General features: G+C 56.3%; 21 protein-coding genes and 1 tRNA gene. All 22 read left to right on the top strand.

The window, feature by feature from the left end:
• The 22 genes from NUV48_10590 (at window position 1) to hisF (ending at window position 20601) form a co-directional block, all read left to right on the top strand.
• Window positions 1–1341 carry a DUF58 domain-containing protein gene (locus tag NUV48_10590; GenBank protein ID MCR4442586.1) on the top strand — a complete coding sequence of 447 codons (1341 nt, stop codon included), beginning with the start codon at window positions 1–3 and terminating at the stop codon, window positions 1339–1341.
• Complete coding sequence (locus tag NUV48_10585; protein MCR4442585.1) at window positions 1338–2021, top strand: hypothetical protein; 684 nt, start codon at window positions 1338–1340, stop codon at window positions 2019–2021. The genes NUV48_10590 and NUV48_10585 overlap by 4 nt, the downstream gene beginning before the upstream one ends.
• A gap of 125 nt (window positions 2022–2146) precedes the next feature.
• On the top strand, window positions 2147–2431 hold the full coding sequence (locus NUV48_10580) for a hypothetical protein (protein MCR4442584.1): 285 nt from the start codon (window positions 2147–2149) through the stop codon (window positions 2429–2431).
• 54 nt (window positions 2432–2485) lie between these two features.
• Window positions 2486–4036 (top strand): stalk domain-containing protein, encoded by a 1551-nt coding sequence (locus tag NUV48_10575; GenBank protein ID MCR4442583.1) that lies wholly within the window; start codon window positions 2486–2488, stop codon window positions 4034–4036.
• Between the two features lie 91 nt (window positions 4037–4127).
• Window positions 4128–4204: transfer RNA gene (locus tag NUV48_10570), tRNA-Pro, on the top strand.
• A gap of 201 nt (window positions 4205–4405) precedes the next feature.
• Window positions 4406–4990, top strand: coding sequence for a hypothetical protein (locus NUV48_10565; protein MCR4442582.1), 585 nt, complete (start codon window positions 4406–4408; stop codon window positions 4988–4990).
• Window positions 4991–5156: 166 nt separating this feature from the next.
• The gene (locus NUV48_10560) at window positions 5157–6137 is read left to right on the top strand and encodes a sulfide/dihydroorotate dehydrogenase-like FAD/NAD-binding protein (protein ID MCR4442581.1); all 981 of its coding nucleotides are present in this window, start codon (window positions 5157–5159) and stop codon (window positions 6135–6137) included.
• Between the two features lie 4 nt (window positions 6138–6141).
• On the top strand, window positions 6142–7422 hold the full coding sequence (locus tag NUV48_10555) for an FAD-dependent oxidoreductase (GenBank protein ID MCR4442580.1): 1281 nt from the start codon (window positions 6142–6144) through the stop codon (window positions 7420–7422).
• Between the two features lie 102 nt (window positions 7423–7524).
• Window positions 7525–8856, top strand: coding sequence for a DRTGG domain-containing protein (locus NUV48_10550; GenBank protein MCR4442579.1), 1332 nt, complete (start codon window positions 7525–7527; stop codon window positions 8854–8856).
• Between the two features lie 79 nt (window positions 8857–8935).
• On the top strand, window positions 8936–12352 hold the full coding sequence (locus tag NUV48_10545; protein ID MCR4442578.1) for a DNA polymerase III subunit alpha: 3417 nt from the start codon (window positions 8936–8938) through the stop codon (window positions 12350–12352).
• Between the two features lie 84 nt (window positions 12353–12436).
• The gene (locus NUV48_10540; GenBank protein ID MCR4442577.1) at window positions 12437–12634 is read left to right on the top strand and encodes a twin-arginine translocase TatA/TatE family subunit; all 198 of its coding nucleotides are present in this window, start codon (window positions 12437–12439) and stop codon (window positions 12632–12634) included.
• 150 nt (window positions 12635–12784) lie between these two features.
• Complete coding sequence (gene coaD / locus NUV48_10535; GenBank protein MCR4442576.1) at window positions 12785–13270, top strand: pantetheine-phosphate adenylyltransferase; 486 nt, start codon at window positions 12785–12787, stop codon at window positions 13268–13270.
• A 22-nt stretch (window positions 13271–13292) separates the two neighbouring features.
• Window positions 13293–13529: a trp RNA-binding attenuation protein MtrB gene (gene mtrB, locus NUV48_10530; GenBank protein MCR4442575.1), complete on the top strand. Its 237-nt coding sequence runs from the start codon at window positions 13293–13295 to the stop codon at window positions 13527–13529.
• A gap of 55 nt (window positions 13530–13584) precedes the next feature.
• Window positions 13585–13785 carry a DUF2007 domain-containing protein gene (locus tag NUV48_10525; GenBank protein ID MCR4442574.1) on the top strand — a complete coding sequence of 67 codons (201 nt, stop codon included), beginning with the start codon at window positions 13585–13587 and terminating at the stop codon, window positions 13783–13785.
• An 18-nt stretch (window positions 13786–13803) separates the two neighbouring features.
• Window positions 13804–15570 (top strand): pyruvate kinase, encoded by a 1767-nt coding sequence (gene pyk / locus NUV48_10520; GenBank protein MCR4442573.1) that lies wholly within the window; start codon window positions 13804–13806, stop codon window positions 15568–15570.
• 68 nt (window positions 15571–15638) lie between these two features.
• Window positions 15639–15941 carry a YerC/YecD family TrpR-related protein gene (locus tag NUV48_10515; GenBank protein ID MCR4442572.1) on the top strand — a complete coding sequence of 101 codons (303 nt, stop codon included), beginning with the start codon at window positions 15639–15641 and terminating at the stop codon, window positions 15939–15941.
• A gap of 134 nt (window positions 15942–16075) precedes the next feature.
• Complete coding sequence (hisZ, locus tag NUV48_10510) at window positions 16076–17269, top strand: ATP phosphoribosyltransferase regulatory subunit (GenBank protein MCR4442571.1); 1194 nt, start codon at window positions 16076–16078, stop codon at window positions 17267–17269.
• Window positions 17259–17900 carry an ATP phosphoribosyltransferase gene (hisG, locus tag NUV48_10505; GenBank protein MCR4442570.1) on the top strand — a complete coding sequence of 214 codons (642 nt, stop codon included), beginning with the start codon at window positions 17259–17261 and terminating at the stop codon, window positions 17898–17900. The genes hisZ and hisG overlap by 11 nt, the downstream gene beginning before the upstream one ends.
• Window positions 17901–17919: 19 nt before the next feature.
• Entirely contained in the window at window positions 17920–18504 is a 585-nt protein-coding gene (gene hisB, locus NUV48_10500; GenBank protein ID MCR4442569.1) for an imidazoleglycerol-phosphate dehydratase HisB, read from the top strand.
• On the top strand, window positions 18504–19121 hold the full coding sequence (gene hisH / locus NUV48_10495; protein MCR4442568.1) for an imidazole glycerol phosphate synthase subunit HisH: 618 nt from the start codon (window positions 18504–18506) through the stop codon (window positions 19119–19121). Before hisB ends, hisH begins: the two co-directional genes overlap by 1 nt.
• Window positions 19112–19837, top strand: a complete 726-nt coding sequence (gene hisA / locus NUV48_10490) for a 1-(5-phosphoribosyl)-5-[(5-phosphoribosylamino)methylideneamino]imidazole-4-carboxamide isomerase (protein MCR4442567.1) — start codon at window positions 19112–19114, stop codon at window positions 19835–19837. Before hisH ends, hisA begins: the two co-directional genes overlap by 10 nt.
• A 5-nt stretch (window positions 19838–19842) precedes the next feature.
• Window positions 19843–20601 carry an imidazole glycerol phosphate synthase subunit HisF gene (gene hisF, locus NUV48_10485; GenBank protein ID MCR4442566.1) on the top strand — a complete coding sequence of 253 codons (759 nt, stop codon included), beginning with the start codon at window positions 19843–19845 and terminating at the stop codon, window positions 20599–20601.
• Window position 20602 lies beyond the last annotated feature (1 nt).

Below are 20602 nucleotides of genomic sequence, written 5' to 3'. Positions count from 1 at the left end.
ATGAGGCTCACTTCGACCTTTGCCGGCGTTGTAAAACTGTTTTCCCTCCTTCTGCTTTTGGGGGTCGCCTTCGCCAATACGGTTTTTGTCAGCGTTTCGCTGGCGGTTGTTTTACTCGTCCTTGGGGGGATGTTTGTCCGGCAGCCCGGAGGGATAACCGTAAAGAGGACAAAAACAAACGACACCGTGTTTGCCGGGGAGGTGTTTTCGAATGCCATAGAAGTCTCGGTTGGCTCAGGCATTGGGGTGGTGGTAATATCCGACAAGATCCCCTCCAATGTTGAACTCGTCGGCGGCAGCAATGTCAAATACATCTGGAAAGGCTTGAAACCAAAGGCCGTGAAAATGTTTTACAGCATAAAATGCGCTGCGGCCGGAACCTACCATTTCAACTGCCTTTCCCTGGAAGCGAGGCATTTTTTGCGCTTCCGCGAACCGCTCCGGGAAATATACCAGGCTCTGCAGGTCCTGGAAGTCAAACCGCGGATTGCCGACCTGAAAAAACTGAGAAATACCGCCGCGGTTTCCAGAATCCCGCTCCCGCTGGGAGCAATGTCCAAAATGGGTCTTCCCACTCTTGAGTTCAAAGAACTGCGGCAGTATAGCGCGGGGGACCCCTTCAAGTTCATCAACTGGAAAGCGACCGCCAGGAACGTCTGCCGGGGGAGCACGCAGCCGGTAATCAACGAGTATGAGAAAGAAGGCCGGAAGGTTGTCTGGATTTTCCTCGATAATTCGCCGGCGATGCGGGTCGGGACGAACATAAAAAACGTGTTCGGTTGTTCTCTGGAAGCCGTCAGCGGGCTGGCTGACTACTACCTTAAGCAGAACAACATCGTCGCCCTGTGCGCTTACAACCGGGGGCATCATTTTATCCATCCCGGGGCGGGTAAAAAGCAGCATTACAAGATCCTGAAAAGCATTTTAAGACTGAACGTCGTTGCCGGCAACCCGGAACAAGCAGGTGACAAGGCGCCCATCCCGGCCCTCTCCCTGCGGGAAACGGTAATCAAGTACAAAAGGTACCTTGCGGGGAGCAGGCCGCTTTGCGTTATCGTTACGCGGCTGACAGGCGCCAATGCCGGTGAGCTGTCCGCGGGCATAAGGGAAATGTCGAAATACACCGGGCTTGCCCGCGGGAAACTGACCATCATGGTCATCAATATCAACGGCTACGGCCTTTTATCGCTGGAGGGGCCTTTTGCCGCCGGCGCGGAACTTTTGGAGAGCAGGAATAATTTCCTGGCCCGCAAGATGAACAACGGCGTCATATGGGTGGACTGGGATCCCGCAAAAAGCGGCTTTGCCCAGGCCCTTCTTGAGCAGGTGGTGAAAAGATGAGCTACAGGGTCCTGGCGAGACTCATAAAAGCGTTCTGCTTTCCCTGCGTCTATCTCGTGAGTTATTACTGCTTTTCGACGACGAGCGTATATGCGCTGGCCAGCCCCTTTTTCGGAGCCGGCGCCCGGATGTTCCTTTACATTACCCTGTTTGTCGCCGTTTACTTTTTGCTGATCAGCCTGGTGAAGGGCGATGCCGGGGGTTTTCTCTTCCTGGTTTGCGGCTTCTTTTGTTTTGTCGCGGCGGCGGGTTATTCCAAGATGAACTGGATAACCGCTCTTGTTCAATACCTCTTTCATTTCCCGCTGGTTTTCCAGACCGGCATCGCCGCTCCAAAAACCGCAGTCCTGTGCCTGCTCGTCCTTTGGGGCTGCCTGGTCATATGGTTTGTTTCCCGGTGGGAAAAGGAATATGACGCTGTAATATCGGGCGGTCTCGGCAGGGATGAGGTTTCGCCGGTTTTTAACAGTCAAACCGGCTTCCTTGCCCTGGCGCTGGCCGTGGCATTTTTTACAACAACCGCCTTTTGCCTGGTCCTGGCGCGCTTTGATGAAATCATTAACAGGATTGATGTGTTGACCAATATATCGCCCGCCCTGCTTGCCCTGGCCGGCATCCTCCTCTTTGCGGCCCTCCTTTACGCGCATTTGGCAGGCCCGGCGCGAAAAGGCCCTGCCTGAACCGCTGCGGGTACAAAGACGGCATCACGTCGAGATTGGAGATTGAGCATTTGCCGGATATTGTTTTTTTGCCGGTTAAGGTATAACATAGTTATAGCGGCAATAAAAAAGAAGGAGCCTTTCCCATGCTCTCTTCCCTTAAATTCCACTTTCGCAACTTCATCTCTTCCCGCACCGAGGAAATCGGCCGCCGCATAGTTTCTTCAAATTCCGAATATCGCGAACTGTCGGCCAAATCCATTGCGCTGCACAAAAGCATCCGCAGCCGCCTGCCCGCGGAAGCCCGGGAACTGCTGGAAGAATACGAGAGCGTAATTAACCTGATGCGGGCGCTGGCCTGCGATGCGATGTACGAGCAGGGTCTGAAAGACGGGATGAGATTGCGGCGGCTGCTCCGCGGCCAGTGTTAGATTGGCGCTGTTGAATAACTTGTCTAATACAGACTGACATTGAGGGTGAATAGAATGAGCGTAAGCGTATGGCGGAAAATTGTTTGCTGCGTTACCGGCGCCTGCTTCGTTCTGTTGGCGCTTTATTCCCCCGCTGCAGGCGCGGCGGCCCGCTTGCCGGCCGCGGCTGCAGCCAGGCTCAAAGAGGCCGTTGTTTTATACACGGGAAGCTCAAGCGCCTTCGTAAACAACGCGGTAAAGACCCTGGACGCCAGCCCGGTCGTAAAAAACAGCCGGACGCTGGTGCCTGTGCGCTTTATTGCGGAAAGCCTGGGCGCCCGGGTGGATTACGACGCGGAGACTAAAACGGTTACCGTTGGTTACTCCGACCGGACGGTCAAAATGGTCCTGGGCAGCAGGCAGATAACCGTCAACGGCCGGCAGTCCACCCTGGACGTGCCGGCGGAAAGCCTGGAAAACAGGACTTTCATCCCGCTGCGGGCGCTTACGGAAGCCCTGGGGAAAAAGGTTTTCTACAGCGGGGGCTTGATCGTCATCAGCGACTGCGACGGCATCCTGGACGCGGGAGCGGACAGCGGACTGATCCAGGCCATCATCGCCGGCTTCGGGCAAGAGAATGCGCCACAGCAGCAGGCGAGCGCCGGAACCCTTGCGCTTAAGCTTATACCGTACAACGGGGGTATTTTTACCGTGAACATGCCGGCGGGGTGGCAAATAAAAACGGCGGGAGACGGCAGCACGTTTTCGTTCCTCATCAGGGACCCCGGCGAAACCTCGCGCCAGATCTTTTACTGCGGCGAGGTGGGACCGTTGTATCTCCTGGAAGAGCAAAGGAAACTGGACCAGTGGTACATGAGCATGGGAGGTTATCCCATCCAGTGGATAGACGTGCCGGTTGTGAACCCCCTGACCCCTGAAAATTTCCTCCAGCAGTTCCACGCCTTCATGGCGACCAGGATAGCCCAGGGATTCATGCCGGAGCTTTCTTCGCTGGACGATGTCGAAATCATTTCCAGCGAACCGTTTTCCACGCCGTTTACAGGCGGGAAGGCGGCGGTGATGCGGGCGTTGTTCAAGCATGGCGGCAAGCTGTGCGAGGGGCTCTTCTCGGTATCGGTGGCCCCGCTTTTGCCTTTTTGCAACATGGCGGGGGGAGGGATCGGCTATGCCTTTATGTTTACCGGGATGACCGCCCAAAAAGACGAGTTTCGCGGCTGTGAAAGCGACTTGCTTCAATCCCTCCGCAGTTTTGCTTTCAGCCAGCAGTACCTGAACCGCTGCCTGCAAAACCAGAACCAGGTCTGGCAGGGAATATTCAGGACCAGCCAGATTTTGAGCAGCACCTCCGATACCATCATGCAGGTCTGGGAAAACAGGAACCGCACGGAGGACATCCTGTCCGAAAAAAGAAGCGATGCCATCCTGGGACGCGAGCGGCTGTACGACCCCGATACGGGGCAGGTCTACGAGTTTGACAATGGATTCTACGACAGCTACAACCCAAACCGCGGGCGGTACGACATGAACAACCTCCAGCCCCTGCCCGACAATGACTACAACCTCTGGACCGCGCCGCCGCTCAACGGCTACAATTACCTGCATTGATGAGAATGCCAGATTATGGATGTATTTGACTATTCCTCAATGAGCGCATATAATAAAAAAGTAACTGGTTATGAAAAATCCACAAGAAAGCCGGGGCGTGGCGCAGTTTGGTAGCGCGCATGGTTCGGGACCATGAGGCCGTGGGTTCAAGTCCCGCCGCCCCGACCATTGGAAACAAGAAGAGTATTCGACCGTAGATACTCTTTTTATTTTTGCATTCACCCTGTTCATTTTTCTTCCCCCAGTATGACTGCCGCGCTCAAGGGGAAGCAGCGCCGGTCATGCCGGTCTTGCCGAAAAAAACTGTCATATTGTTCATAGTCTAAAATATGGTTATTGTGGAAATGTTGCCGCCGGGTGGTGTATACTATGTATATGGCGAGGAGAAAACCAGAAGAGGTGAAACCTTTGGAAAAGCGGGAGGAACGGGACCGGCGCTACCTGGAAGCGGTAGAAGAAATAACCAGGAACCTCTGGCACTGCAAGGACAAGTACGGGCTGACCGAGGAGGAAAACCACCCCCAGGCCCTGCGCTTCAAAAAGTTCCTGGAAAAACTGGCGACAGAAAGAAGGCTCCTGGAAGAAGTCAGCTTGCCCTGCCGGTTTATTCTGGAGCATTTTTCAACCTTCATGGGAAAACCTGACCATACCGTCGGCTTCCGCTTCGGGACCCTGGAAGTGGGCAGGGGGATCATCAACGACTTTTCCATTGATGAATGGGGCAACGTTTATTTGATCATCGGCAATATTCGCCTGGGATGGCGCGACAAGGACTACCAGTACCTCTTCTACCCGGACAAGGTCATCCTTCGTTCCTACGACCGGAGCAAGCCCGAGATCCACCTGTTTTTCAACTTCGCGTTTAAATACTCCAAACTGCTGCCCGAGTTTGCCGGGGTTTCCGGCCATGAACAGACCCTGTACTGGCACCCCGACCTGGAGGATAACGGGTAGCCCCGGCGGCCGTTTCCGGTGTGCTGCCCGCAGGGATACGAATACCGGCCGCCTCTTGTTAAGTCACCGTCATGGTGGCTTTTTATTTTTTGCCGTTATGGTTGATCCTGAGGAACCTTTTGTGCTGTTCGTAATAATTTAATAAACGTAAGGGGGGGTGTAAAAAATGTGCCAGGTTCTTGAATGTATTGACGCCGGGACGGAGTACTGCCCGTGTTATCTGGCGGAAACAGGCGAATGCATAATGTGTTCCCAGCTGCAGGGCAGGACGTTTTGCGACTGCACGAACTGGAAAGGGGTTTGCATCTACCAGGAGTATGTGAACAACCGGAAACGCATAAAAGAGCAAAGGAAAAGTTTTGTCTCCCGTCTCATTGAGAAACAGTTTCTTTCCGAGAACGTGATGCTGTTAAAGTTTAAAACCAATTCGACTCTGGCCAGGGAACTCAACCAGCCGGGGGCTTATGTTTTTTTGAGGAGCACGGAGGAACCCGCTTTTTTTGACACGCCCATGTCCGTTATGACGACGGACGAAAGAACGGGAACAGTGACTGCGGCCGTGCAAATACGCGGGGTCAAAACAAAAGCCCTGAAAAAGATAAAAGAAGAACTGCTGGTCAGGGGCCCCTACTGGAATGGGCTTTTGGGGCTCAAGTACATCAAGGGACTGCGCAACAGCAGGGCGCTTCTTGTCACGAGGGGTATAGGGCAGGCCCCGGCCCTGCCGGTGGCCAGGAAACTCGTTGCGGCCGGCAATGAAGTCGAAGTTGTGCTGGATAAAGGACGCGGGGGAGTGAATTTTGCCGAGCAGCATTTCCGGGAACTGGGGTGCGAGGTTGTTCACAGGTCTGTTTTACAGCCCGGTACGCTTGACGTGCCGGAAGAAACCCTGGAGTACATCAAGAAAAAGGTGCTGGAAGAGGGTGTGCGGCTAGTTTATACCGGCGGTTCGGAAAAACTCCACCAGGGAGTGGGCAGGCTGCTGGCCTCAATGGGCGCCGGGACCTTTTTTGCCTGCTCCAACGACGCCAGGGTCTGCTGCGGCGAAGGGATTTGCGGCAGCTGCCATACCAGGCTGGCCGACGGCAGCAGGATCAAGACGTGCAAAACCCAGCTGGGGCCGGTGGATATTTACGGAGGGAGGTAAGAGGATGGCAAAAGTTGTTGTTATTGGCGGAGGCTGGTCAGGCTGCGCGGCAGCCCTTACCGCCAGGAAGGCGGGAGCGGAGGTCACCGTTCTTGAAAGAACCGACCTGCTGCTCGGCCTGGGAAACGTGGGAGGCATCATGAGAAACAACGGGCGGTTCACGGCTGCCGAAGAAATAAAACTCCTGGGAGCGCCGGAACTGATCGAGATCACGGACCAGGCCGCGCGTCACAAGGATGTTGACTTTCCGGGCCACAGGCACGCGAGCCTCTATGACGTGAACCTGGTTGAGCCGATGGTCCGCAGGAAGCTGGAGAGCATGGGGATTGAATTGAGATTTGAAACAAGGGCCGTTGACGTTAAAATGGACGGCTCCAGGATCAAGGGTCTTTTAACTGCTGATGAGGAGTGGGTGGAGGCCGATGTTTTCATTGAAACAACAGGTTCCACCGGCCCTATGGGAAACTGCTTGCGGTACGGCAACGGTTGTTCCATGTGCATTTTGCGCTGCCCGACGTACGGCCCCCGGATCAGCATCAGCCGGCGGGCAGGCGTCGAAGACCTTCTGGGACAGCGCGGCGACGACTCGTACGGGGCTATGAGCGGTTCTTGCAAGCTGAGCAAGGGATCGCTTGCTCCGGAAATCGTTGAGTGCCTGGAAAAAGAAGGGGTGGCGGTTCTGCCTGTTCCCGGCGAAGACGTCAGTTTCGAAAAACTCGGTTACAAGGTCTGCCAGCAGTACGCCCTGAGAGAATTTGCCGAGAACGTGGTCCTCCTGGACACCGGTTATGTCAAATTGATGACTTCATATTACCCCCTGGAAAAGTTGAGAAAAATTAAGGGGCTGGAGAACGCCCGGTATGCCGACCCTTATTCGGGAGGCAGGGGCAATTCGATCCGCTACCTGTCGATGGCTCCCCGCGACAACGGCATGAAGGTGGAGGGCGTGAAAAACCTGCTGTGCGCCGGGGAAAAGTCCGGGCTGTTTGTGGGCCATACCGAAGCGATAGTTACAGGCTCCCTGGCGGGGCACAACAGCGCCAGGCTGTTTTTGGGCATGCCGCTGCTGAATCTTCCCAGGTCTTTGGCCGGGGGAGATATTATCGCTTATGCCAACGAAATGCTCGGCGTGCCGGAAGGGTTAAAAAACCGCTACACCTTCTCCGGGGGGAAATATTTTGAGCACATGCTCAAACAGGGGTTGTATTCCACCGACCGGCAGGCGATAGAGGAGCGGGTGGAAAAAATCGGTTTGCGGGGAATCTTCGAGGTGAAGCTGCTCTGAATTGTTCTATTATACAACAGGCGGCGGGAAAATGTTGTAGCGAGCGGGCTGTTCTGATATACTTAAAGCGAACGAGAACGCAAGCGGGCAGAGGTGAAGAGGATGAAGGGAACCGCGGATTCTATGGCCAACAGCATGACCAAGCATGAGCAGATTATCCGTTACATAAAGTCTCTAGAAATAAATACCAAGGTATCTGTCCGCCAGATAGCCAGGGAGCTGGAAGTGAGCGAGGGTACGGCCTACCGGGCGATCAAGGAGGCTGAAGCCAGGGGCCTGGTAAGCTCCATACCCAAGGTGGGCACGATACGCATCCAGGCTGAGGAAGAAAGAGAAATCGAGGACCTGACCTTGAAAGAAATAGCCCTTATCCTGGAAGGCGAAATCCTTACCGGGCAAAACGGCCTGGGAAGAGCGCCTTCCCGGTTTGTCCTGGGCTGCAACAGTCCTGAAATAATCGAAAAATACCTGGAGAAGGACGCCGTGCTCATTGTCGGAAATATTGCGGAACTTCAGGAGCTTGCGGTGCGCAAGGAAGCCCATCTCATAATTGCCGGCGCCTTCAAAATCCGGGAGGAACTGCTTAAGGAGGCCGAGGAAAAGGGACTGGTGGTGATCTCCTGCCCTTATGACGCTTTTGAGGCCGTTTCCCTCATGAACAGGGCCGTCTATGACCGCCTGACCGAAAAGGAACTTATCCGGGTGGAAGACATCATGGTCAGGGATGTGGACTACCTGCCTTCCGACGCGACTGTGGCCGACTGGCACCGCATGGCCCAAACAACCGGCCACAGCCGCTTTCCGGTTGTTGACCAGAACATGATGGTCATAGGGATCGTGACGGCCGTGGATGTGGCGGGGATCGACAGGAACGCCAGCATTCTTTCGGTGATGACCAAGGGCGTGCTCAAGGTGGAACGCCGCACCCTCCTGACCCACCTCTCCCGCGTTTTGCTCTGGGAAGGCTTTGAACTTGTCCCCATCGTGGAAGATGGGCGGCTGGTCGGGGTTGTCAGCAGGCAGGACATCCTGGCCGCCTTTCAGCAGGTTCAAAAACAGCCGCATGTGGGAGAAACCGTGGACAACTTGGTCATGAGCGGCTTCAAACTGGAAAAATGGGAAGAGGGCGTCAAGATCGCCGGGGAGATAACCCAGTTCATGATTAACGAGTACGGGGCGGCAAGCCCCGGGGTTATTGTGACGATCATTTCCACCATCGCCTATATCGCCCTCCGCAAACAACTCAGGCTGGAGAGCCTTGTCAGCAACATTTCCCTCTACCACATGGAACCGGTGGCCGTCGGCGACCATGTCGAGGTGTACGCGAGAATCATCCACCTGGAAAAGAAAACGTGCGTTGTGGAGGTGGATGTCTACAGCAACCGCAAGTTGAAAGTAAAAAGCGTCGTTCATGCCCGCATCGTCAAAAAGTGAAGCTGTCTTTTTTTATTCTCCTGCCGGGCAGGATATTTGGTACAATAAGAATGGAAAAGGACAACCGGAGGTTTTTGGGGTGAGCTTTGTTCATCTGCATACGCATACATGCTACAGCCTGCTGGACGGGGCCGCCAAAATCCCGGACCTGGTTCGCCAGGCTGCCGCCCTGGGAATGAAAGCGCTGGCCATTACTGACCACGGCACGATGTACGGCGTGATTGAGTTTTACAAGGAGGCGAAGAAGGCGGGACTGAAACCGGTCATCGGCTGCGAGGTCTATGTGGCTCCACGCAGCTTCAGGGACAGGGTGTCCGGCCTGGACGACAGCCCCTTTCACCTTGTGCTGCTGGCGGAAAACCAGGAAGGATACCGGAACCTGTTGAAGCTTGTTTCCCTGGCCGGGCTGGAGGGTTTTTACTACAAGCCGCGGGTGGACAAGGAACTCCTGCGGAAACACGCCCGCGGGCTTATCGCCCTTTCCGCCTGCCTGGCCGGCGAGGTGCCGTCCCTTATCCTGGCGGGAAAAGAAGAAGAGGCCAAAAAGGCCGCCCTGGAGTACAGGGAAATCTTCGGCGAAAACAATTTTTACCTGGAACTGCAGGACCACGGCCTGGCCGGGCAGCCCAAGGTCAACAGCGGCCTGGTTTCCATCTCCCGGCAGTGCGCCATCCCGCTGGTGGTTTCCAACGACGTGCATTATTTAAGGCGGGAAGACGCTCCCGTCCAGGACATCCTGCTCTGCATCCAGACGGGTAAAACGCTGCAGGACCAGGACCGCCTGCGCTTTGAAACGGATGAGTTTTATCTCAAGTCGGCCGACGAGATCAAACTGCTGTTCGGCGATTACCCGGAGGCCATTAAGAACAGCGAAGCGATTGCCGAAAGGTGCCGGGTGGACTTTACTTTCGGCGAAAGCCGCCTGCCCAGCTACCAGGTTCCTGGCGGGCACACCGCCGACAGTTACCTAGCCGAGCTCTGCCGCAAGGGGCTGCAAAAAAGGTACGGGCCTGCAACGGGCGAACAGGAAAAGAGGCTGGATTACGAGCTGGCGACCATTAAAAAAATGGGGTACAGCAGTTATTTCTTGATTGTCTGGGATTTTATCCGGTTTGCCCGGGAAAAAGGCATCTTTGTCGGGCCTGGCCGGGGGTCTGCGGCGGGGAGCGTGGTTTCCTACTGCCTGGAAATAACGGACATTGATCCCCTCAAGTACGACCTGCTTTTTGAAAGGTTTTTAAACCCCGAGCGGGTGAGCATGCCGGATATTGACATCGATTTTTGTTTCGAAAGGCGAGGCGAGGTCATCGAATACGTGGTGAGGAAATACGGCGCGGACCGGGTGGCCCAGATCATCACCTTCGGCACCATGGCCGCCAGGGCCGCCATTCGCGATACCGGCCGCGCCATGGGGGTCCCGCTGCCACTGGTGGACAAAGTGGCCAAGCTGGTACCGCCGGAACCGGGTATGACCATCGCCAGGGCCCTGGAAGTCTCTCCCGAACTGGTGGAACTGGCGGAACAGGATGACAGCGTGAAGGAACTGCTGCGCGTGGCCAGGGCCCTGGAGGGGATCCCCCGCCATGCGGGCACGCATGCCGCCGGGCTGGTCATTTCCCCGGAGCCGCTGGTCGAGTACCTGCCCCTGCAGAGGACTTCCGAGGGTTTGATTTGCACGCAGTTTGACAAGGACACGGTTGAGGAAATCGGGCTTCTCAAGATGGACCTGCTGGGGCTGCGCACCCTGACGGTGATCAACAACGCCGTCCTGCTGGTTGAAAAAAGCCGCGGGATCAAGGTGGACCTGTCGGCGATCTCTCTGGAAGACGAAAAGACATACCAGCTTCTTTCCGAGGGGGACACCATCGGGGTCTTCCAGCTGGAAAGCTCGGGGCTGAGGGCTATCCTCAGGGAACTGAAACCCCGCACTTTTGAAGATGTGATCGCCCTGGTGGCCCTTTACCGGCCGGGTCCTCTGGGCAGCGGGATGATTGAAGAATTTATCAGGCGCCGGCACGGTGAAGTGGAAGTGAGCTACCTTCACCCGGCCCTGGAACCGGTGCTCAAAACGACGTACGGGGTGATCATTTACCAGGAGCAGGTGATGCGCATCGCCAGCGAGCTGGCGGGTTTCGCCCTGGGAGAGGCCGATCTGCTTCGCCGCGCTATGGGCAAAAAGAAGCCGGAAATCATTGCCGGCCTGCGCCAGCAGTTTGTGGAAGGAGCAGGGGAAAAAGGTATTGACCAGGGCACGGCCGGGAAAATATTTGACTTGATGGAGTACTTTGCCGGGTACGGTTTCAACAAGAGCCATTCGGCGGCTTACGCTCTTTTGGCTTACCAGACGGCTTACTTAAAGGCGCATTACCCGGTGGAGTTTATGGCCGCTCTTTTGACCAGCGTTATGGAGTCGAAGGACAGGGTGCCCTTTTATATAGAAGAGTGCCGCCAGAAAAAGATTGCCATTCTTCCCCCCGATGTCAACGAGAGCGCCGAAAACTTTCTCGTCAGCGGAGATAAGATCAGGTTTGGCCTGGCGGCCATCAAACAGGTCGGGCACCAGGCCATCGAGGCTATTATCAAGGAGAGGGAACAGGGGCGGTTTTCTTCGCTGCAGGACTTCTGCGAAAGGGTTGACCTGACCCATCTCAACCGCCGCATGATTGAAAACCTGATCAAGGCAGGGGCGTTCGGTTCCGTTCCGGGCACAAGGGCCCAGCTGCTGGAGGTGCTCCACATTTGCATTGACCAGGGCATGGCCTGGCAGCGCCATAAAAACTCCAGCCAGTTGTCCCTGTTTGACTTCACCAGCAAAAAGAATGATCTCAACCCGGCTGTCCCTCTTCCCCGGGTGCGTGATTTTACGGAAAAAGAGATCCTCCAGATGGAGAAGGAAGTTCTCGGCCTTTACTTGAGCGGCCACCCGCTGGCGGAGTATAAAGAGGTGATTGACAGGTTTGTCACGCACGCGATAGAGGAACTTTCACCGGGGCAGGACGGTGAAATGGTGTGTCTTGCCGGGCTTATCTCGGCCATCCGTCGCACGATAACGAAAAAAGGCGAAACCATGGCCTATTTTATCCTGGAGGACCTGACAGGGAGCATTGAGGCCCTCTTGTTTCCCAAAAGCCTGTTGAAATACAACAGGCTGCTGCAGGAAGACATGCCGCTTTTGGTCAGAGGGAAATTGAGCCTCCAGGAAGACAAGCCCAGGCTGTTCGTGGAGAGCATGGAATTCCTGGCGGGGAAAGAGGAAGCCCGGCAGGAAAGCCTCTACCTGAAGATCCCCCCTTACCTTAACGAGAGCGGCGTCTGGAAGGAATTGATCCCCGTGGTGGAAAGATACCGCGGCAACACACCGCTTTATTTGTATTTTCCCGGCACTAAAAAACTGATCCGCAGCGATTCGCGGTACTGGGTGAGCGTTACCGCCAACCTCTTGAAGGAGCTGGAGTCGCTGCTGGGAGTTGACGCCGTCAGCATTGTCAAAAAGTGAGGGCGGGAACGGCAGTTTTTGTCACTGTCTTCTGGCGCCGCCCTGTTGTGATATAATTGTTTATATAAAAGGGGGCGGTTGGAGATGTTCAGCAATATCGGTCCGTTTGAGCTGATCCTGGTGCTGGTTATTGCGCTGATCATTTTTGGCCCGGGCAAGCTGCCGGAAGTGGGGAAAGCGATCGGCAAGAGCATCGGGGAATTCAAAAGCGCGCTGAAAAAAGCGGAAGACACTTTTAAGAACGAGATAAACGAGATGAAAGAGGAAGAAAGAAAAGAATAGGGCAATATTTTTAGAAAACAAAGCAGGATAATATAAAGCCTTCACGAAATTATCAATTTACGACGGTTGTTTGCTCCCCTGGCTGGCGTGGGGAATAATTACCCGTTTGTTGTGAGAAAATGGGAATAGAGAGAAAATGGAGGGAAAAAGTTGCGCAGAGCCATCTATCCCGGGACCTTCGACCCGGTTACGAACGGGCACATACATATCGCCGAGCGGGCCTGCAAACTGTTTGATGAGGTGATTGTGGCGGTTGCGGCAGACAATTATAAAAATACCTTATTTTCAGTAAGCGAACGGCTGCAGATGATGGAAGAGAGCTTGAGACACCTGAAAAACGTCAAAGTTGAGAGCTTCTCCGGCCTGGTGGCCGATTTTGCCAGGGCAAGACAGGGACAGGCCCTAATCCGTGGACTGCGGGCGGTGACCGATTTCGAGTACGAGATGCAGATCGCCGCGATGAACAAACGACTCAATGAAAACCTGGAGACCCTCTTTTTGATGACTTCTGGCGAGTACTCGTTCCTCAGTTCCAGCGTGATCAAGCAGGTCGCCATCCTGGGAGGGTCCGTCAAGGGACTGGTGCCGCAGGTCGTGGAGAAGAACCTGCAGAAGAAATACAACCAAAACGGTTAATGACGGGAGGAGGTCGTCTGAAATGGACCGGGTCGGCTCATGGGAGGCATATGATGACTACATTGTCGTCAAGGCCCTGGACAACGGGGTAACCATCAGCGGGTTAACCAGGGGGAAAGACACGAAGTTTCATCACTCCGAGAAACTCGACCGCGGCGAGGTGATGGTCGCGCAATTTACCGAGCACACCTCGGCGATAAAAATACGCGGCAGAGCCCGGATTTTAACCAGGTACGGCACAATTGAATCCGGCGATTAAGACTTCCTGCGCGCACATGAATTCATATATTTTTTATCGTTGGGAGGGCTTTGATGTGTGGAAAGTGGTATATATCTCTTCCGACCGGATAACAGCCGAACAGATTAAATCCCTTTTAACCAGGGAAGGCCTCCTGGTTATGCTTCGCCCCGCCGGCATCAACTGTCCCGGCGATTCGGGAACGGTGGAGGTGCTGGTCCCCAAATCCGAAGCTGAAGAAGCCCACGAGATCATCAACAGCAAAATGCCTGTTTGATTAATGGAGGTGAGGCGCTTGACTGCGCCTGTTTTTCGTAAAACTAAAATCGTCTGCACGATTGGCCCCGCCAGCGAGAAAATCGCCGTCATAAAAGAACTGTTGAAGGCGGGAATGAATGTCGCCAGGTTGAATTTCTCGCACGGGACCCATGAGGAGCATAAAAAGCGGATAGCCAGCATAAGGGAAGCCTCCAGGGAGACGGGACTGCCCGTGGCCATCATGCTTGACACGAAAGGGCCTGAAATAAGGATAGGACTTCTGGAAAACGGGAAAATAGAGCTTGAAGCAGGGGAGCGGGTCGTTCTTACGACCCGGGAGGTCCTCGGCACCAGGGAAAGGATTATGGTCAATTACGCAGGCTTGCCGCAGGACGTCGAACCGGGAACGCAGCTCCTGCTCGACGACGGCTTGATTTCCCTGCGGGTCCAAAAGGTGGAAGGGACGGAGATACACTGCCTGGTTGAGGACGGGGGGCCCTTGAGCGACCGGAAAAAAGTGAACGCGCCGGGCGTGAAGGTCAATCTTCCCGGCCTGACCCCGAAGGACATTGAGGATATTAACCTGGGGATAGAGGAAGGAGTGGACTTTATCGCCGCTTCGTTTATCCGCAGCGCCGACGATGTGCTGGCCATCCGCAGGGTGTTGGAGGAGAAAAACTCCGACATCTGGATAATATCCAAGATCGAGAACAGGCAGGGGGTTGACAACCTGGATGAGATCATCAGGGTGTCCGACGGGATTATGGTGGCCCGCGGCGACCTGGGAGTGGAGATCCCGGCCGAAGAGGTGCCCATCGTCCAGAAAATACTGATCGAGAAGTGCAATTCGGCGGGCAAGCCGGTCATTACGGCGACCCAGATGCTTGATTCCATGATCAGGAACCCGCGGCCGACAAGGGCGGAGGCGAGCGACATCGCCAATTCCATTTACGACGGGACGGACGCCATTATGCTGTCCGGCGAAACGGCCTCGGGGAAATACCCGGTGCTTGCCGTGGAAACCATGGCCAGGATTGCCCTGCGCACCGAAGAGTCTTTGAACTGGGCGGAACTCTGCCGCCAAAAAGCGTCAGGCCTTGCTCAGAGCACGACGGAGGCCATCAGCTACGCCACCTGCGCTTCGGCGCACAGCCTGAACGCGGCGGCCATCATCACGGCCACGAAGTCGGGGTCCACGGCCAGGATGGTGTCCAAGTACCGGCCCGCCGCTCCAATCATCGCCGTGACGCCGAACCAGAATGTTTTCCGCAGGCTTATGCTGGTGTGGGGCGTGTATCCGCTGCTGTGCCCGGAAAGCTCTTCAACTGATGTAATGCTGGAGACGGCCGTGGAAACTGCTCTCCAGGCTGGCCGCATCAGCAACGGCGACCTGGTGGTTATCACCGCCGGTGTGCCGGTGGGTATACCGGGGTCGACCAACCTGCTCAAAGTGCATACCGTGGGAGAAGTCCTGGCCAAGGGTACGGGCATCGGGTTGCGTTCGGTTGTCGGCAGGCCGGTGGTGGCCGTCAACGCCGACGAAGCCGCGGCGAAGATCAAGAAAGGCGATATCCTGGTGACCCGCTCCACCGATAAAAGCTTTATGCCAGCCCTGGAGAAGGCGGCCGCCCTGGTGACCGAAGAAGGAGGGCTGACCTCGCATGGCGCTATTGTCGGTTTGAACCTGGGGATCCCGGTTATTGTGGGAGTGGAGAACGCGACCTCCCTTCTGGAAGGGACACCGCTAATCACCGTAGACCCCGCTCGCGGTCTTATTTATAAGGGCAGCGCGCAGGTCCTGTAAAAACCGAACCGGATTTATGGATAGGGGTGAGTCCTGACGTGACATACTTCAGCCGGCTGAAGGACGAAATGACGGATAAACTGTTTGAGGCCGTCCTGCTTCTGGAGAACGAAGAGGAGTGTTACCGTTTTTTTGAAGACATTTGCACTGTCGGAGAAATAAAGGCCATGGCCCAGCGCCTGGAAGTGGCCAAGATGCTGGACAGGGAAAGGACATACACCGAAATCGCCGAGAAAACCGGCGCGAGCACGGCCACGATCAGCAGGGTCAAACGCTGCCTCTATTTCGGGGCCGACGGCTACCGGCTCATTTTGAACAGGCTGAAGGAAAAGAGAACATCCCAGGCAAGCGGGGACGCTGCTGCCCGATAAAAATTACCGCCCGGCGGTAGTTTTTTATTTTATTTCATTTTGTACAGCCCTGGTCCTTGACAATTGTTAAACCTATTCATACAATTAACTTAATTACCTTATTAACATTTTAACGTAATAAAGAAGGGTACGTCATGATAAATCCGGAAAACAACCTGATGGTACCGGCCGGCATGCGCGACCTGCTGCCCCCGGAAGCGGGCCGAAAGCGGCGGCTGGTGAATACAATACTTGAGAAAATGGCCCTGTGGGGTTACGAAGAAATCTCCACTCCCCTGCTGGAGTATTATCACGTCCTGACCAAGGGAGAGACTGGCGCGGGTCCGGACCAGCTCTACAAACTGATCGAGCGCGACGGCAGCATTCTTGCCCTGCGCCCGGAAGTTACCACCTCTATTGCGCGCGTGGTCGGCGGCAAGATGACGGGTGTCCCCCCATGGCGCCTCATGTACGGCTGCGACGTGTTCCGCTACGAGGCTGTCCAGGCCGGCCGCCAGCGGCAGTTTACCCAGGCTGGGGCGGAACTGATTGGGCAGGACGGGCCCGAAGCCGACAGCGAGGTTTTGGCCCTGGCTGTGGAAGCGTTGAGAGCGAGCGGTCTGACCGATTTTACGATCAGTCTTGGTCATATGGGCATCTTGAGCGGCCTGCTGTCTGGCCTGTCCCTGGAGGAAAGAACCCTGGACGAGGCGCGCGGCCTGATCCTGGAAAAGGACTTTGCCGGCCTGCACCATTTTTTAGAAAGGGCAGGCCTGCCCGGGGAAAAAAGCGACAGCCTGGTGGACATGCTGACCCGCTCCTTTGCCCCCGCTGATCTTGACGGCCTGCTGGCACGGGCGCCTGCCTGCCTCCAGCCTGTTTTTGCGGAGCTCGGGAGCATCGCCGGGCTTTTAGACGCATACGGATGCTCTTCTTTCGTCCAGGTCGACCTTAGCACGTTGCGCAGCCAGGCGTATTACACCGGGATGGTGTTTGAGATTTACACGCCGGGAATCGGTTATCCCATCGGCGGCGGCGGCCGGTATAACAGGCTCCTCCGCCGTTTCGGGCGGGACTGCCCGGCTACGGGATTCGCCCTGGGGGTTGAGCGCCTGCTCCTTAGCCTGCCGGGCGGAGAGGAAAACGAGGCTCCGGTTCTCCTGGCGGCCGGCAGTGAAAAGGAGAGCGACCGCCGCAGGCTGCTGGAAAAGGCCAGGGAGCTGCGAAGCCAGGGCTGCCCGGTGATACTGGAACTGCGAGCCTTAAAGCGGGGCGAAGCCGAGAGGATGGCCCGCGAAAAAGGCGCGAAGTTAATAAGGTGGGCGGGAGGCAGGAACGATGGAATATAGACTGACCATTGCCTTGCCCAAGGGCAAGCTGTTCCGGCCGGCTGCCGACCTCCTGGGCAAGGCCGGGCTGAACACCGGCCATTTGTCCGATGAGGCCAGGACGCTCGTTTTTGAGGACGAGGGAAACCGGGTGCGTTTTATCATCTGCCGGCCGACCGATATTCCCACTTATGTGGAACACGGGGCCTCCGACCTGGGCATCGTCGGCAAGGACAGCATCATTGAAGCCGGCAAAAATTTGTATGAACTCGTTGACCTGAAATTCGGGTTTTGCCGCTTTGTGGCCGCTGCGCCCCGGCAGAGCCTTTCCCTGGAAGGGTGTTATCCCTGGAAGCCCGGCGTGCGGGTCGCCACCAAGTTTCCCGCCGTGGCCGGGGAATACCTCAAGAGAAAAGGCGTCCAGGGAGAAATAATCAAACTGCACGGCAACGTGGAGCTGGCTCCCCGGGTTGGGCTTTCCGAATTGATTGTGGATATCGTGTCCACCGGAAAAACCCTCCAGGAAAATGACCTCGTTCCCCTGGAAGAGATCGGCCAGGCCTCGGCCCGGCTGGTGGTCAACCGGGCCAGCTACCGACTGAAAGCGGCGGATATCAACGACCTGGTAGGCAAGATTAAAGAAAACATTTGAGGCAGGAGGAGGAAAAAAGATGAACCCGCGCAAAGGGTTTGCGGAAAGAGAGACCCTCGAAACCAAGATAAAATGCGAAATAAATCTGGACGGGGACGGGATGCTGCAGGGCCAAAGCTCCATCGGTTTTTTCGACCACATGCTGGCCCTTTTTGCACGGCACGGCGGCTTCGGGCTCATGGTGGAAGCCCGGGGCGATAAAGGAGTTGACTTCCACCACACCGTGGAAGATGTCGGGCTGTGCCTGGGCCAGGTTTTTCTGGAGGCCCTCGGGGAAAAGGAGGGCATCGCGCGCTATGCTTCGCTTGCCCTGCCCATGGACGAGACCCTGGTTCTCTGCGCCGTGGACATAAGCGGCAGGCCCGGCTTTTATTATGACGTCAGCTTCCCCTGCGGGAAGATCGGCGAATTTGACAGCGAGCTGGTGGAGGTGTTTTGGAAGGCCTTTGCCGTCTCGGCCAAGATGACCGTCCACATCCGGCTGCTGGCCGGGACAAATTCGCACCACATCGCCGAAGCCGTGTTTAAAGGGATGGGCCGGGTGTTGAAAGAAGCGGCCAGGATTGAAGGAAAAGCCATCCCTTCCACCAAGGGGGTCATATAGTGAAAACCGCCGTCCTTGACTACGATGCGGGCAATTTGGCCAGCGTCGTGCACGGTTTGAGGTTCGCCGGGCTGGAGCCGGTCCTGACCCGCGACCGGGAGGAGATACTTGCGGCACGGGCCGTGGTTCTCCCGGGGGTGAGCGCCTTTGCCCAAGGGATGGAAAACCTGAAACGATACCGGCTCATACCGGTCATTGAGGAAGCGGCAGCGGGCGGGAAGCCTCTTTTGGGCATCTGCCTGGGCATGCAGCTGTTGTTCGAAGAGGGGCACGAGCACGGGAAACATGCAGGTCTGGGCCTGTTTCCGGGGAAAGTCGTGCGTTTCCCGGAGGGACTGAAAATACCGCACATGGGTTGGAACACCCTGGAGTTTGCCGGGAGGCATCCGCTTTTTGAGGGAATCAAAGCGGGCAGCTATGTCTACTTTGTTCACTCGTACTACGCCAGCGGCTGCGACCCCGCACACGTGGTCGCCCGTACAAAATACGGGGTGGAATTTCCAGCCGCGGTGTGCTTTAATAACATCGGGGGAATGCAGTTTCATCCGGAAAAGAGCAGCCGTGTCGGGCTAAAAATATTATCTAATTTCGGGGAGTTGGTCAGAAAATGGAAGTGATTCCGGCGATCGACCTGCGGGACGGCCGCTGTGTTCGACTGGTTCAGGGCGAAAGGGGCACGGAGACGATTTATTCAGATGAACCGGTCGAAATGGCCAGAAGATGGGAGAAACTGGGTGCTCCGCGACTGCACGTCGTCGACCTGGACGGCGCGTTTACAGGCGCGCCCAGAAACCTGGGCGTTGTTGAAGAGATGGTGAAGGCTGTAAAAATACCGTTGCAGTTTGGGGGAGGCATCAGGACCACGGAGACGGTAAAAACCGTGCTTGACCTGGGGGTGGACAGGGTTATCCTGGGCACGGCAGCCATTTTATGGCCGGAGATGGTCTCCCGCTGCTGCCAGGACTACGGCGGGCGGGTCGTTGTGGGCATCGACGGGAGAGACGGCCTGGTGGCCATTGAAGGGTGGGAGACAACGGTGGAAATGACGGTGGAAGAACTGGCGCGGCAGATCGCCGGGCTCGGCGTCCAAAGAGTCGTGTTTACCGATACCAGGCGTGACGGTACTTTACGGGGTCCCAACCTGGAGGCAACCAAAAGCCTGGCCCTGGCCAGCGGGTTGAAAGTGATCGCTTCCGGCGGCGTTTCTTCGCTGGAGGACCTCTATGCCCTGAAAGAATTGAAAAAGTACGGCGTGGAAGGCGTGATTATGGGGAAAGCCCTCTATTCGGGAGCGATCAGCCTGCAAACAGCCCTTGAAATCATGGAGGATTAGTACATATGCTGGCCAAACGGATTATCCCGTGCCTGGACGTGGAAAAGGGCCGGGTGGTCAAAGGGACAAGGTTCTTGAACCTAAAAGACGCGGGTGACCCGGTGGAGCTGGCGGCCTATTACGATAAGGCCGGCGCCGACGAGCTGGTTTTTTTGGACATCACGGCGTCCGCCGAGCACAGGGAAATAATGAGCGATGTGGTGGCCAGGGTGGCGGAGCAGGTCTTCATTCCTTTCACCGTGGGCGGGGGCATCAGGACCATCGAGGACATGCGCCGCATTCTGAAAGCCGGCGCCGACAAGGTGTCTGTCAATACCGCGGCTGTCCAGAACCCGGCGGTGATCAAGGAAGGGGCCGAACACTTCGGCAGCCAGTGCATCGTGGTGGCCGTAGATGCGCGCCGCGCCGGCAAGGGGAGATGGCAAGTGTACACCCACGGCGGGCGCAGGTCCACCGGCCTTGACGTCGTTGACTGGGTCAGGCGGGCCGAGGAGCTGGGGGCGGGAGAGATACTCCTGACCAGCATGGACCGCGACGGCACAAAAGAGGGCTACGACCTTGAGCTTACCAGGGCGGTGAGCAGGGCGGTCGCCGTCCCGGTGATCGCCTCGGGGGGCGTAGGCAGCAAGGAGCACATTTACGAGGGCGCGGTGCTGGGAGAAGCGGACGGCCTTTTGGCCGCTTCCATTTTTCATTTCGGCGAAGTTTCCATTGAAGAAGTGAAGATGTACCTGCAAGAAAAGGGGGTAGCCGTCCGGCTATGAA

This window comes from Peptococcaceae bacterium (genome assembly GCA_024655825.1).
Taxonomy (GTDB): Bacteria; Bacillota; Peptococcia; order DRI-13; family PHAD01; genus JANLFJ01.
This window is presented reverse-complemented; position numbering and strand designations above follow the sequence as displayed.

Bases quoted from the DNA above. Each gene is read 5' to 3' on its own strand.
- hisG (MCR4442570.1), top strand. From the start codon at position 17,259: ATGGAATATAGACTGACCATTGCCTTGCCCAAGGGCAAGCTGTTCCGG.
- hisB (MCR4442569.1), top strand. From the start codon at position 17,920: ATGAACCCGCGCAAAGGGTTTGCGGAAAGAGAGACCCTCGAAACCAAG.
- NUV48_10590 (MCR4442586.1), top strand. From the start codon at position 1: ATGAGGCTCACTTCGACCTTTGCCGGCGTTGTAAAACTGTTTTCCCTC.
- hisZ (MCR4442571.1), top strand. From the start codon at position 16,076: ATGATAAATCCGGAAAACAACCTGATGGTACCGGCCGGCATGCGCGAC.
- NUV48_10560 (MCR4442581.1), top strand. From the start codon at position 5,157: ATGTGCCAGGTTCTTGAATGTATTGACGCCGGGACGGAGTACTGCCCG.
- NUV48_10565 (MCR4442582.1), top strand. From the start codon at position 4,406: ATGTATATGGCGAGGAGAAAACCAGAAGAGGTGAAACCTTTGGAAAAG.
- NUV48_10550 (MCR4442579.1), top strand. From the start codon at position 7,525: ATGAAGGGAACCGCGGATTCTATGGCCAACAGCATGACCAAGCATGAG.
- hisF (MCR4442566.1), top strand. From the start codon at position 19,843: ATGCTGGCCAAACGGATTATCCCGTGCCTGGACGTGGAAAAGGGCCGG.
- NUV48_10575 (MCR4442583.1), top strand. From the start codon at position 2,486: ATGAGCGTAAGCGTATGGCGGAAAATTGTTTGCTGCGTTACCGGCGCC.
- NUV48_10580 (MCR4442584.1), top strand. From the start codon at position 2,147: ATGCTCTCTTCCCTTAAATTCCACTTTCGCAACTTCATCTCTTCCCGC.
- mtrB (MCR4442575.1), top strand. From the start codon at position 13,293: ATGGACCGGGTCGGCTCATGGGAGGCATATGATGACTACATTGTCGTC.
- NUV48_10540 (MCR4442577.1), top strand. From the start codon at position 12,437: ATGTTCAGCAATATCGGTCCGTTTGAGCTGATCCTGGTGCTGGTTATT.
- hisA (MCR4442567.1), top strand. From the start codon at position 19,112: ATGGAAGTGATTCCGGCGATCGACCTGCGGGACGGCCGCTGTGTTCGA.
- NUV48_10515 (MCR4442572.1), top strand. From the start codon at position 15,639: ATGACGGATAAACTGTTTGAGGCCGTCCTGCTTCTGGAGAACGAAGAG.
- NUV48_10555 (MCR4442580.1), top strand. From the start codon at position 6,142: ATGGCAAAAGTTGTTGTTATTGGCGGAGGCTGGTCAGGCTGCGCGGCA.
- NUV48_10585 (MCR4442585.1), top strand. From the start codon at position 1,338: ATGAGCTACAGGGTCCTGGCGAGACTCATAAAAGCGTTCTGCTTTCCC.